We start from the raw sequence: 12,829 nt of genomic DNA, 5'->3' as shown, positions 1-12,829 counted from the left end.
TCGGAGACAATACGGAAATGAGCAAGAACAGCGGCAAGGATAAAGCAAAGAGCGCGACGGCCAACAAGACCATCGCGTTGAACAAGCGTGCCCGCCACGAGTACCACATCGAAGAACGCTTCGAGGCCGGCCTGGCACTGCAGGGCTGGGAGGTGAAGTCGATCCGCGCTGGCCGCGGCAACATCATCGATGCCTACGCCTACGTGAAGCACGGCGAGATCTTCCTGATCGGCGCCCAGATCACCCCGTTGATCCAGGCCTCCACCCACGTGGTGGCCAACGACCGGCGCGAGCGCAAGCTGCTGCTGCACCGGAGCGAGATCGACAAGCTGGTCGGCAAGGTCGAGCGCGATGGCTACACCATCGTGCCCACCGCGATGTACTGGAGCAAGAACAAGATCAAGCTCGAAGTCGCGCTGGCCAAGGGCAAGCAGACCCACGACAAGCGCGATGCCGCCAAGGACCGCGACTGGGCGATCGAGAAGCAGCGCGTGATGCGTCGCGGCAACCGCGACGCGTAACGCCGCTGCGCATCACCCTGTAAAGCCGAGCCATGCTCGGCTGTCTTGGTCTTCTGTAGAGCCGAGCCATGCTCGGCTTCGGTAAGAAAAGCAGTCGAGCATGGCTCGACGCTACAAAAGGCGGGTCACCCCGCCAGCATGCCCTGCCCGCGCATGCGCGGCGCCAGCGCCGCGTGCATCACCGCCAGGTGCATCACCACCGCCAGTTCCGGCGCGTAGCGGTCATCGCCTTCCCGCCACTGCTGGGCCAGCTGCGCGGCATCATCGGGCAGCAACGACAGCAACTGGGCATCATCCAGCGCATCGGCGGCGCCCTGCAGCTGGCGCGCCAACTGCCGCGACTGCCACACGTGCACGCCAATACTGAGACTGGCCAGCGACATCAGGACCACGGCCAGCCCGTGCTCGAACCACTGCGACAGCACTTCCGGCCCCCACAGCAGGGCCGCCAGTACGGCCAGGCCCGGTAGGCGCCAGCCGAGCCAATGGATGCGACCGCGCTGCGACCAGTGCACCACCACCGCGCTGGCGACCAGTGCCGCCGCGGCCGTGGCCGGCAACTCCGTCACCCAGGTGGCCGCCAGCAGCACCGCCAGCACGGCCCAGACCCAGCCGGGCGGCAACGCGCGCCGCTGATAGTCGGCACCGACCGGCCCGATCAGCTGTCGCAGGCTGCGTTGTTGGCTTGCATCGGTCACCCACAGTCTCCGTGTCTGTCCTGGCTCGGATGGTCGTCGCCAGTGTGTCGCAAATTCGTGCCAATGACGTTACCAATCCGCTATGACGGTGGCTCTACAACGTGTTGTGGATTGCAAAGGTGACTGTTCAGCTGTTTTGCCGTAGCATTGCAACCGTTGGGCAGGCCCTGACCGTGGCAACGCGGGATCGGCCCTGTACCTTGCAGCACTGTAGAAACCGGGGGTGCATTGGTTTCGACGGGGGTTGTGAAGTCGCCTGGCGCATGCCGAGGGGGTAGCTTTCCTCGTAAATCCAGCTGCAAAACTCTAGTTGCCAACGACGACAACTACGCTCTGGCCGCTTAAGGCCTAAGCCTCGAAACCGCTTGTGTCCATGCTCGCGGTGTAGAGTCACTATCATGGAATCGCGCTGGGTGGCTGCCTGTCAGTCCGGCACTAGAACACAACAGGCTGGTTCCCGGATGCGCTTTGCACGCCGTGCTGTTCGGGGACGAGATCCAACGGTGAGCTAAGCATGTAGTGCTGGGGATGGAGTGCCTTCGGACGGCGGTTCAATTCCGCCCACCTCCACCATATGAAGGTCCGAGAAGGACCATGAAAGGCCGGGAATCCCTTGCAACACAAGGCTCCCGGCCTTTTTTGTGTCCCGTGCGGTCCAGGTTGGTCCCTTGAAATGCGGCTGCCGGTGGCGGTAAGAATGGCGGTAACACGCCTACCGCCAAATCAGTTACCGCCATGCCGCGTACCGTCGCCCCTCTCACCGATACCGCCATCCGCAAGGCCAAGCCCGGCCCCAAGCCGACCAAGCTCCGGGACGGCGGCGGCTTGTACGTACAGCTCAACCCGGATGGTTCGCGTTGGTGGCGGTGGGACTACCGCCGACCCGTGACCGGGAAGCGCAACACGCTCAGCTTGGGCACCTACCCCGAAGTCTCCTTGGCCGACGCACGCGGCCGCCAAGCTGAGGCTCGTCGGCTCCTGGCATCAGGCATCGACCCAGGCGAACACCGGAAGGCCGCCAAGGTCGCCGGAGTGGAAAAGGCCGCCAACAGCTTCGAGGTGGTGACCCGCGAATGGTTGGGCAAGCAGAAATGGGTGGAATCCTACCGCTGCAAGGTCGTCGCCTGGATGGACAACGACGTATTCCCGTGGATTGGCGGGCGTCCGGTTGCGGAATTGGCGGCCCCCGATTTTCTGCGCGTAGCCCGCCGCATTGAAGAACGCGGAGCCATCGAGTCAGCTCACCGGATCATGCAAAACTGCGGCCAGGTCATGCGGTACGCGGTCGCCACGGGACGGGCCGACCGGAATCCGGTGGCCGACCTGAGGGGTGCCCTGGCACCTCCTATGGAACGGCACCATGCCGCCATCACTAATCCACGCGAACTCGGCGGACTGCTACGGGCCATCGACGCCTATGCTGGCGATGCGAGCACCCGTGCCGCCCTTCGACTAGCGCCGCTGGTTTTCGTCCGTCCAGGCGAACTACGCCATGCCGAGTGGTCGGAGATCGACTTGGATGCAGGCGAGTGGAACATCCCCGCGCACAAGATGAAGATGCGCGAGCCGCACCTCGTTCCGCTGTCCTCGCAGGCTGTAGCGATCCTTCGCGACCTGCAACCGCTGACGGGCCATCGCCAATACGTGTTCCCCGGTGGCCGTTCGCCCAAGCGACCGTTGAGCGATAACGCGCTCACCGCCGCGCTGCGCCGCATGGGTTTCGACAAGGAAACCATGACGGCCCACGGCTTCCGTGCCACTGCGCGCACGCTGTTGGACGAAGTGCTGGGGTGGCGGCCGGACTTGATCGAGCATCAGCTGGCCCACGCCATCCGCGATCCGAATGGGCGCGCCTACAATCGGACAAGCCACCTTCCCGAGCGCCGAAAGATGATGCAGGCGTGGGCGGACTATCTGGACGCCCTGCGCGCTGACACGGGAAATGTAGTCGTCCCGTTCAAGCCGAAGGCCGCTTAGAAGCCCTATCCCGAGGGCCGCGCTGCGTGACCTATCCGCACCAATGGCCGGCCAAGCCGGTTGGCGGACGGCGTCGGCAGTCGCGGCGGACCGCCAACGCGCGAAGCTGTAGCAGAACCGACAGCCCAGGCAGCCAGTGGCGAACCCCGAGCTGTCCGGCCCCGGTGAACCACTACCCGCAGTAGCGCAGAAGCGGCGTCCTGCCGCGACGTTCGATGTAGAGCAGTACACGACCAAGGCCGACGACTGTGCAGCGGTCGGACCGCCTGGCTATCCAGAAGCCACCCTCCCCCGGCCCAGGCGGGAGGAGCGCCAAAGTCCAAGGAGTAAAAGGAAGGCGAAAGTCCACGCTATACAGAATATCCACGATGTCGGCTCCTAACGTTTATGTCTACGGGCGGCTCTATCTGTCTTTTTCGCTGGCCCCCGATGGGAGGATGGCACCACAGGGATGGCTTGTAGCAACCCCCTCCGCTAGACTTAACTTACTGACACGAAAGAACTTAATCCCACTTGCGGGATCAACTGCGTAAGCGGGACGAATTGCCAACGAGTGAAGCAGCCAGGGATACCCATGCCGCCCCCGAAGCCTTTTCGTCGAATCCTTCACTTCCACGAGCAACTGATGGTGCGCACCCGCTGGTATCCCATCGCGGTGGCCTTTGCGCTGGTGTGGGCGACGGCTATGGTCACCAAGTCCGGCCTGTAAGGAGACACATGGAAACCGCCACTGCGCGCATGGTTGGTACCCTACGGCGAATCTGCTGGCGGCATGAGCCATGAGGGCAAATCTACTAGTTGCCTTTCTCGTGGCAGGAGTGACCCCCATCAACCCGCTTCTCGGGCTGTGGGCATACGGTCGCGGGCATAGTTGGGCGCTGCCGCTGTCGGCCCTATGGGGCCTAGGGGCACTGGCGGCGTTTTTTATCAACGCAGGCAGGAAGCAAGGCGGCAGCCGGGAAGCGCCCGACGGGCGCGACTAGCGTCTTAGCCGAGAGGATCGGTAGCCACTCTGGGCAAACAACGCAGGGCAACCCTCCCCACACCCCCCCGACGGTTTTCGTCGGACGGGGTGCGGTAGCCTGAGACGGGCCGCGACTTGGTGTTGTTCGGCGCGGGCACAACTTCCCACATCCAGCGAGCCTTGCGCGAGCTGTCTGAGGGATTCGACGAGCTGACCGAAGGCAAGTACACGATCCTCGTGGTCGGCCTGCGGGACAACTCGGTGGCCTTCTACCACAACGGTATCTCGACCTCTGGCGCGACTTCCTCGTCCACGGACCTGCACAACGGCCCTCCGCTCCGTAGGTACACGCACTGCAAGACCGTCCTGCGCCCCGCAAATGAGAAGGGGAACCGCACCAGCAGCCCTTCATCTGCTTGAATATATGCAAATCGAACAGCGAGCACTCTCTTGCGCATTAGTCTCTCACCGACCGCTCTTTGCGCGCTGAGTTCCGGCGCGGCTATCGACGCGACCGCGGACTCCCTTAGCCATCACGCTAGCCGGGGTGGGCGACACCCGCGCGGTCTCTACAATCATGCGACTTCACGCCTCTGTGAGCGCATCAGTCGCTACGCCACAATGGTTGAAGCAATGCTAAGGCTTGACTACGAGGGGCTCTCTAAGCCTGGCTCTGGCAACGATACCTGGGCTGCCACCTCAGACGCATTGGAAGCATTGACCTACGCAGCTGCGGAATATGACGACGACCTAAAGACAATCGTCAGCAACTACTTTGCTACCAAGGAAGAGGCTGCGCGGGATGAGCGGGCCAAGTTTTTCCGGAGCACGATTAAGGGGTCAGCCAACTTGCTAAACCTCATGGCGAACAAGGCCAAGCACGAGCACGCGCGCGCTCGTCTCTACACTGCCGAAATCTCATTTCCCTACCACCCAATCTCACTTCATGGTTTCTTTCTGGAGGGGATTACCGAAGATGGAGCAATAGGTCCACATCCCGTTGTGCATGCCGTCCAGCCGGTCTATTCCTTGCCCAGCCTGGCTTGGATTGCGATACACATGATTGTCGAGACGGACAAGGCGTTGACCCATTTTCTCTCATGCCTGTCGCGCACAGTGTCCCCAAAGGCAGACACTTCGTGCCCCAACTTTCAGAAGGCTGTGAGTGCTTCGGCCCGGCTACCCGCCTACAGCTTCGGCGAGTCATTTTACGAGTATCGCCTCATTGACACCGACAGCTCGGAGACGCGGCTGGATTCTGGATTGACCGGTAGTCTCCTCACGGAATGGCCGTCCGGCCGATTTAAGGTCATAGGAGCCCGAGTGAGCTATACCGGGGACGGTGCTTCGGTGAAATACACAACGCCACCGGTCGCTAAGGTGAAGCTGATCCACTACCCAATGCCACGCCGCTAACTCGCATCGCCTCCGGCTGTGGCATTCCCCCTTAGGTGGTTGCCCTGTACGGCGCAGTACGTGACTGAGTCACGGGTTTAATGGTCATCATCGGGGTACGGACCGCAACGGTCCGCCCCAGCCCTCCATAGGCGGCCCTGGATTTAGTAGTCATCATCGGGAGAACGGCGAGCGACGCTGATCCCCACAATACGCTCAGCCCCGCCCTCTCCGACCTCCTCACCACCACCAATTGACCCTGCGAGTGCTGGGCCTTCGGGCCTCGGCGGCTTTGCCGTGCGCTTTCGTCAGGGACAGAAGAAGCAGACTATGAAGAAGCAGACACCACCCCCGTACTACTTCACGGATCATGACGGCCGCCACCTGGTCCAGTTGCAGGTCCACGGCAGCGACACTCCAACAGTCACCGAGGCGGTCGTATGGGACAACGCCAAGCGCCGCTACGGCCTTACCGGAAGCGTCTACATGAGCAGCGACGGCCAGGGACACCGCTACGTCGTAGCGACCATCCCCGGGAGCGGTTCACACACCCCGCTGGCACGCCTTCTGCTGGGCCGACCGAGCGGCTACCGCGTGTGCTATGTGGATGGCAATTCCCTCAACCTGCTGCCGGAGAATCTCCAACTGGTCGCACCATGGGCGGATAAACGCACTGCTGCTGAGGCATTAGCACTGCACCTCGCCAATGCCCGACAGGATACCGAGCGCTCCCAAGCAAGGCCGCCATCTCTCAATCTTGATGGCGACCCTATTTGCGCCCGAACGCGCGCCAGTTAAGCAAGCCGTAGAGCGTGCTTTGCGACTCAATGATAGGCCGACAGATGCCCTCGATGTCAGCGATGACCTGTTTCACCTGCGGATTGATCGGGTCGTCCTCGTCTTGACTATCCCAAAAGACCGCTTCGTGACGTAGCAGAATGGCCTCGTGCTGCCTGTACGCCTGCTCGTTGACGAAGGTCTTTTGCGACCACATACGAGCTAAGGACCAAGCGGCGGACTTGATCTCGTTGGAGATGCGGGACATCTCATCAAAGGGCTTGCCGCTCTCCGGGCCGAACGCCGCCATAAACCTGTAGCGCATCGCGTACAGCTTTACGAAGGTCTCCTTTCGACTCTCATAGCGTGTGTAGACAATGGACGCCTGCTTTCTCGCGGCGAAACTGTCGTCGCTCTCGCCCTCCGCTTGGGTCACTCCTTCGTACTCATACCCAAGGCTGCCGGAAAATCGGATGCTTTCAATGTGGTCTTTTGCCTCGTAGAACAGCGCGAGCGCTTCCTCGGCCATATCCATCCGCCGACGACCAAGATGTTCCCGACGCCAGGAGTCAATCCCGTAGAGCAGTAGCAGGAAGGTTGCAGCCGCAGTAAGTAGCTGGATGACCTGGAGGATTTCGACCAGCATGGACCGTCCCTTAGTCTCTTGACACGCGTGGTATCATAGTTAAGACCTAAGTATTACTGTAGTGGGACTGTAGAGTTCTATTCATTGGTATTCACCACCAAGTAGAACTGCAGTCCTCCTATGCACTCCTGGGGTGTTCGTCTGTCCTCCTTTGGTGCCACTGCGGCGGTGAATCCAAAAGCCGCCAGAACGCGATGGAAGCCCGACCGCATCCCCGCCGCTAGGGTTGTACCGGACACCCCCTTGTACGAGGCTTCTGGCGCAACTAGCGCGCTCCATGCGGCTTCTACGGCCTACACCCATGCACGCCCGCAGTTGCGTGCCGTCTCTCTGAGCGTGTCCCTCACGACCCTGTCGCTGCTGCCACACGTCGAGCAGCGATAGTCGCCCCTCTCAACCCCTTTACGTCAATGCGCCGCGACCGGCAGGTCTCGGCGGCTTTGCCGTGCTCGAATCTTTTTTGAAGGAGCTGAACTTGTTTGAGAACCTCCCAGGTGCCGACGAGAACACCGTCAGGCCCGCAACCCAGCAGCCCATCGTGCAAGCCGTGCGCGAGCGCAAGGAGCAGCGAGAGGCCGCGCAGCGCCGGAAGGATCAGACGACCGTGTGGGACGGATGGGGCGCTGCCCAGGCAAAGGGCGGCATCGGCTTCATCGACCGCTTCATCACCGAGCTGGGCTACGAGCCGCAGCAGGGCTATCGCATTCCCGCAGACGCGCGCAAGCGCTGGGAGTCGATGGGCCTGCGCCCGGAGCAGTGGGAGCTGTTGGGCCGGGCCACGTCCGACGAGCACCTCTCCTATCTGGAATCCGTGGCCTTTATGAATCAGATGGCGGACGACGACCTGGCGCAGTTCGGCCTGGGCGGACAGATCGCCCTCGGCTTCACCGACCCGGTGGCAACCGGCCTCGATCTCGCCACGGGCGGCCTGGGGTACGCAGCCAAGGCCGGACGCCTCGCCAACGCGGTGCGCTCCGGTCTACAGGCTGCGGGCACCTCCGCGCTGATGTCGGCCGCAACCTCCACCTACGACCCCGAGCAGACGCTCGCGGATGGCGTGCAGAGCGCCGCGCTGTCCTTCGCCTTCGCTGGTGCCCTGGGCGCTCGTCGAGGCGCGTTCTACGACGGCGAGGTAAACCCTGACGTGGTGAAGCGGCTGGCTGGTGACGACTCGCTGTCCGCCGCCCGCGTGGCTGGCACCGTCGCCAACGACCCCACGCCCGGCGTCCTCCCGCTGCGAAACGAGAGCGCATTCGAGCAGGAGTTCACCGACAAGGCGCTGGTCAACGCGCACATCACGCCCCACTTCGCCGCCATCCGCCGCGACCTTGCCGCCCGCATGGGTAGCGCCAAGTCGCCGCTGGTGCGCGAGGCGGGCCGTCTGCTGTTCCGCGATGGTGTCGGGTACACCGATCGCTCCGTCGCGGTCCCGGAGTCCACCAGCGAGTTCGCCAAGCGCCACCTGGCCGTCATGGAGACGGAATGGCGGAGCGGAGTGAACGCCGCGTGGGGCGCCTACAAGCAACGGACGGGCACGCATTGGTGGAACTTCTCCGAGCGCGCCAAGTTCAACGAGGAGGTCGGCCGTGCCGTGCGCGGCGCGCCGGACGTGTCTTATGAAGCGAGGACCGCCGCAGCGGCCGTTGCCAAGGCTATGCAAGACGCGCTGCGACTGGCGAAGGAGAGTGGTCTTGAAGGCTTTGCGGAGCTGGCGCAGAACGGCAACTACCTACCGCGCTATTGGAGCGGCAAGGGCTTCAAGCGCCTGTTCGGCGAAATGCAGCTTCACCAGGACGACGTGATCGAGCAGCTCATCAAGCCTGCCATGCGACGTGCCTGGGACGCCGCTGCCGACCAAGGTGGCGAGATCGACGACGAGCTGCTCGGTGCGGTTGCACGCTCCTATCTCAAGCGCGCCCAAGCGAACTTCGAGGGCGACGGCATGGACCTGCTGGTCCGCCCGCTGGACAGCGATTCGGTCGAGGAGATCGGCAACATGCTGACCGAGGCGGGCGTCTCGCCCGTGCGGTCGCAAGAGCTGCTGTCCAAGCTGGAGCGCAAGACCTACGAGTCGGGCAAGCTCGACCGCGCCAAGAAGCGCATCGACCTCGACGAGACCTACTCCACCACCATCCGCAACGAGGCTGGCGAGGACGTGCAGGTCTCGATGGCGGACCTGTTCGACAACGACGTGGACTCGGTGATGACCCGCTACATGCGTGAGATCACTGGCTGGTCGGCGCTGTCGTCGAAGGCTGGCATCAAGAACCGCGCACAGCTGGACCGCTTCGTGTCGAAGCTCACCGTGGATGCCCGCAAGTCCGGGGACGACGTGAAGGGCATCGAGCGAATCATCGACATCGGCATCAAGTCCACCTTCGGCCGCAGCACGGAGCTTGACCCTGCCAGCAGTGGAGCTAGATATGCCAGGTTCCTGCGCAACTACAACTTCGCCCGCGTAATGAACCAGGTGGGATTCTCGCTCTTTGCAGAGCTAGGCCCGGCTGTAGCTCATGGCGGCGTCCGCAACTTTGTCCGGTCTGGGTTTGCCGTGAAGTCCTTCCTAAAGCGCGGTGCTGACGGCAAGCTGTCCTCGCAGGAGGCGCGCGTGATGGAGCGACTGTTCGCACCCGGCACCGACTGGCTGCGCAACCCGCCGTTCCTGCGCCTGGACGAGGACGCGCTCGTGCCGCAGACGTTCAACGTCAAGCACGGCGAGAAGATCGACAACGCGATGAACATGGCGACGCACGTCACCTCGGTCGCATCCGGCATGGCCCCGATCAACACGATGCTCCAACGCATTGCCGGTCGCGCCACGCTGCTGCGGCTGCTGGACATGGCGAACGCCAAGAAGCTGTCGGACGCCGAAGTGGCCCGCCTGCGCACCTGGGGCCTCGACGAGAAGGCCCAGGCCGACGTGTTCGGCTACCTCAAAGGCAAGCGGCAGATCGAGCAGATCGACCCGGACAAGCTGCCGTTCCAGACGCGCGAGCGCATGGCGGCATTCCTGTTCCGCGTGACGCGACACCAGGTTCTCGAAGGTGACGCCTCGGACAGCATCGAGCTGATGCACTCCACCACCGGCCGCATCGTCACGCAGTTCCGCAGCTTCATGGTCAACAGCTACACCCGCCACTTCCTGAACTCGGTCCACCACTACGACGACTGGCGCACCTACGCGATGGTCACCCTGTCCGCCGCCGCTGCTGGCATGGGATGGGCAGCGCGGACGTACATCAACACCATCGGCAACGAGGAGCAGAGGAAGAAGCAGCTCACCCCTGAGAACTTTGCCCGGAACGCCGTTGCGCAATCCAGTTGGTCGAACATCGTACCGGCCGTGACGGATATGGTATGGGCCGACACGCTGGGCAACGCCCCCGTGTTCAGCGGTAACCGCTCGACCGGCCTAGAGAACGGCGTCATGGGCATCCCGTCCATCGACCTCCTGAACAAGGTCTACGGGAGCGGTCGGATCGCTGGGGCACTCCTCGACCCTGACCAACACGTCACCGAACGGCAGGCGCGGGACCTCTGGCGAATCTGGTGGTTCAACAACATGACCGGTGTACGCAACATTGCCGATGCGGCACTCCGGGAGCTACCGGACCGACCGGACGGGACCGATGCAGACGAGAGCGGTCCGTAGGGCTAGACCGCCCGTGGGTCGAGTCGAAACGTTTGCCGCAAATTTTCGAGACGGTATCTAACTACTCGGAACCTCGCTATCCCCCCCCGGCGGCCCCTCCGCCTATTAGCGGCACGCTGAGGCCAGCAGCCACCCCACCCCACGGTGCTTGCAAGCCTGCCCCTCCGTACCGCCAAGGCGCGGGAGAAGCGCGCGCCACCTCCACCATCAACCACCACCACAGCCCGCCAGCGGTCGCCCCGCTGCGCGGGCTTTGTCGTTTGGAGAAGCCATGCACGACCAAAACACCAACGCTGCCACTCCCGTTCGCTTCTTGCCCATTGCCGAGGTCTGCCAGATCGTCGGACTAGGCGAGAGCACCGTATGGGAACGTACCCGCGCAGGCACGTTCCCAAAGCCGGTCAAGCTGTCGGAGCGGACAACCCGCTGGGTGTCCACCGAGGTTGACCGATGGGTGGCCGAGGTCATCGCCAGGCGAGCCTAGTCGGCATTCGTTGGCGGTAACTTTGGCGGTAACAACGGAATCCTGCCCTTCAAAGTTCTACGCAAATCAGCCACTTGCGCTCCATTTTCTGTAGAGCACACCCCACCATCTGTATGGCCTGTCGAGGCCGCAAGAAGCCGGATCTCCCGTCAATGGAGTTCCGGCTTTTTTGTTTTCCGAGGATGGCGCTTCCTCTGCTGTCCCGACATTCCCCGATGCCACCCGCATCGGGAGCCAGTCACAGAAGCTGAGATCCGGATCCAGTAGAGTCCCTGCGTCACACGACGTGACCCGAAACCTGAAAGGACATCAGATGAAGCGCATCACACTGTTTGTGGGCTTGGCCGTGGCGTTGGCACTGGGGCAGGCTTCCGCTGCCACGCCAGGCTCCCGCTATCTGCAGCTGGCCGCTGACCAGCGCGTACAACCCGGCACGGCAACCCTGCTTTCGAGCACCATCGATCTGAACGCCCCTGGATGGGTATACGTGCAGTCGGATGGAAGGTACTTCCCTGGCGGCCGCTCTGCCGCCAACGCCTACATCACCATCAACGGTGAGGTGGTCTCCAACGACAGCTACATCGACTGGCGGCAGTCGACATCGGCCCAACAGCACTCCTTCAATGTCATCGGTGCCAAGTACCTGCCCGCCGGACACCATACGGTCAGCCTGGCCGGACAGGCCATCGGTTCGGCCGTCAATTTCGGCTCCGCCAGCAACCTTTCCGTGCTCATCACATCTGCAGGCTCGGTAACCAACAGCAGCCTTCCGAGTGACACCGCGCAGCTGGACTTCAATACCGTCGGCAGCCCTGAAGGAATGGCGTTGCAGGCCAAGGACCGCAAGCTGCTGATGACTGCCCAGGCCGGCAATCCCGGTGGCCCCATCGTGGCCATGGCTTCCGGCCGCGCGTTCGCATGGGGCAACTACGGCGATGGCATGATGGGAATTTTCCTGAACGAGCAGGAGCCCGGCATCGAATCGATGACCTGGTCGATCAATGACATCTTCAGTGGCGCAGAAACGCAGGCTCCCTTCTATTCGCAAGGCCTGTTCGTCAATCCGCCGGCTTACAGCACTGTCAGCTTCGTCGCGTCCGAATCGCCGTACTACCAGCCGCAGGACGCCAACACCAACAACGTAAAGTACAAGTTCGGCGCCAACTCCCGACTGGTGACGCTGTCCAACGGCTTTGGCGTGGTCGGAAAGGGGTTGAATCCTGGATTCAACTACGCCGCCGCAGGCCCCTACCGCCGCTTCGCCTACGTCTGCGTCGGGACCAATGGCTTCGCGCCGGGCTGTCCGTCAGCGGGCTCGCAGGTGGTCATTGGCGAGGGCCAGGTCTGCATTCCGCAGGGGCACAACGGCGTGGTGCTTTTCTCGACAAAGTCCCGCGTGCAGGGTGACCCGAACGACGGTGGCGGAAGCGTGTTCCTGTTCCTGAAGATCGATGGCCAGCAGGTGGGCAGCCTCGGCACCCAGCAGTTGGGCTCCAGACCGGACTCGGTCAGCACCCGTACCATCTCCGCCAGCTACCTGAGCGCGGGATCGTCCGCGCTGGGAACGGGCTGCCACACCGTGCAGGCCGTGGCCCAGGTGCTAGGAGATTTCCGCCACATGTCGCTCAATGCCGACATGCCGCTGGTCTGGTTCGACTGACCCATCACGCCGAATGTGGCCGGTGGCCGGGATCTGTTCGCCCCGCCACCGGCTA

At 62.9% G+C, this 12,829-nt stretch carries 10 protein-coding genes and 1 other RNA gene; 9 read left to right on the top strand and 2 right to left on the bottom strand.

The window, feature by feature from the left end:
- Positions 1–17 precede the first annotated feature (17 nt).
- A complete protein-coding gene (gene smpB / locus AC5P9P_RS04375) occupies positions 18–521 on the top strand; it encodes an SsrA-binding protein SmpB (RefSeq protein ID WP_005409231.1) in 504 nt (167 codons plus the stop codon).
- 125 nt (positions 522–646) lie between these two features.
- Here the strand turns inward: smpB and AC5P9P_RS04370 are convergent, their stop codons facing one another.
- Complete coding sequence (locus tag AC5P9P_RS04370; RefSeq protein WP_005409230.1) at positions 647–1,219, bottom strand: hypothetical protein; 573 nt, start codon at positions 1,217–1,219, stop codon at positions 647–649.
- A 219-nt stretch (positions 1,220–1,438) separates the two neighbouring features.
- On the opposite strand from AC5P9P_RS04370, the gene ssrA reads away from it, so the two are divergent.
- The 5 genes from ssrA (at position 1,439) to AC5P9P_RS04345 (ending at position 6,353) form a co-directional block, all read left to right on the top strand.
- Positions 1,439–1,792: a transfer-messenger RNA gene (gene ssrA / locus AC5P9P_RS04365) on the top strand.
- A 162-nt stretch (positions 1,793–1,954) separates the two neighbouring features.
- Positions 1,955–3,196: a tyrosine-type recombinase/integrase gene (locus AC5P9P_RS04360; protein ID WP_111193315.1), complete on the top strand. Its 1,242-nt coding sequence runs from the start codon at positions 1,955–1,957 to the stop codon at positions 3,194–3,196.
- Positions 3,197–4,340: 1,144 nt separating this feature from the next.
- Complete coding sequence (locus AC5P9P_RS04355) at positions 4,341–4,580, top strand: hypothetical protein (protein WP_146256483.1); 240 nt, start codon at positions 4,341–4,343, stop codon at positions 4,578–4,580.
- 213 nt (positions 4,581–4,793) lie between these two features.
- Entirely contained in the window at positions 4,794–5,576 is a 783-nt protein-coding gene (locus AC5P9P_RS04350; protein ID WP_111193317.1) for a hypothetical protein, read from the top strand.
- A gap of 309 nt (positions 5,577–5,885) precedes the next feature.
- Positions 5,886–6,353 (top strand): hypothetical protein, encoded by a 468-nt coding sequence (locus tag AC5P9P_RS04345; protein WP_146256484.1) that lies wholly within the window; start codon positions 5,886–5,888, stop codon positions 6,351–6,353.
- Here the strand turns inward: AC5P9P_RS04345 and AC5P9P_RS04340 are convergent.
- Entirely contained in the window at positions 6,325–6,978 is a 654-nt protein-coding gene (locus AC5P9P_RS04340) for a hypothetical protein (protein ID WP_180856014.1), read from the bottom strand. The genes AC5P9P_RS04345 and AC5P9P_RS04340 overlap by 29 nt on opposite strands.
- Before the next feature lie 475 nt (positions 6,979–7,453).
- On the opposite strand from AC5P9P_RS04340, the gene AC5P9P_RS04335 reads away from it, so the two are divergent.
- From AC5P9P_RS04335 to AC5P9P_RS04325, 3 genes are all read left to right on the top strand, one after another.
- Entirely contained in the window at positions 7,454–10,630 is a 3,177-nt protein-coding gene (locus AC5P9P_RS04335) for a hypothetical protein (RefSeq protein ID WP_495232607.1), read from the top strand.
- 271 nt (positions 10,631–10,901) lie between these two features.
- Entirely contained in the window at positions 10,902–11,114 is a 213-nt protein-coding gene (locus AC5P9P_RS04330; RefSeq protein WP_111193319.1) for a helix-turn-helix transcriptional regulator, read from the top strand.
- A gap of 169 nt (positions 11,115–11,283) precedes the next feature.
- Entirely contained in the window at positions 11,284–12,774 is a 1,491-nt protein-coding gene (locus AC5P9P_RS04325) for a hypothetical protein (RefSeq protein ID WP_180855062.1), read from the top strand.
- Positions 12,775–12,829: the final 55 nt, after the last annotated feature.

Source organism: Stenotrophomonas sp. YJH_SMC_14-1, from assembly GCF_059372275.1.
This window is presented reverse-complemented; position numbering and strand designations above follow the sequence as displayed.

Coding starts and splice junctions, on each gene's coding strand:
- smpB (WP_005409231.1), top strand. CDS start 18: ATGAGCAAGAACAGCGGCAAGGATAAAGCAAAGAGCGCGACGGCCAAC.
- AC5P9P_RS04330 (WP_111193319.1), top strand. CDS start 10,902: ATGCACGACCAAAACACCAACGCTGCCACTCCCGTTCGCTTCTTGCCC.
- AC5P9P_RS04350 (WP_111193317.1), top strand. CDS start 4,794: ATGCTAAGGCTTGACTACGAGGGGCTCTCTAAGCCTGGCTCTGGCAAC.
- AC5P9P_RS04340 (WP_180856014.1), bottom strand. CDS start 6,978: ATGCTGGTCGAAATCCTCCAGGTCATCCAGCTACTTACTGCGGCTGCA.
- AC5P9P_RS04345 (WP_146256484.1), top strand. CDS start 5,886: ATGAAGAAGCAGACACCACCCCCGTACTACTTCACGGATCATGACGGC.
- AC5P9P_RS04360 (WP_111193315.1), top strand. CDS start 1,955: ATGCCGCGTACCGTCGCCCCTCTCACCGATACCGCCATCCGCAAGGCC.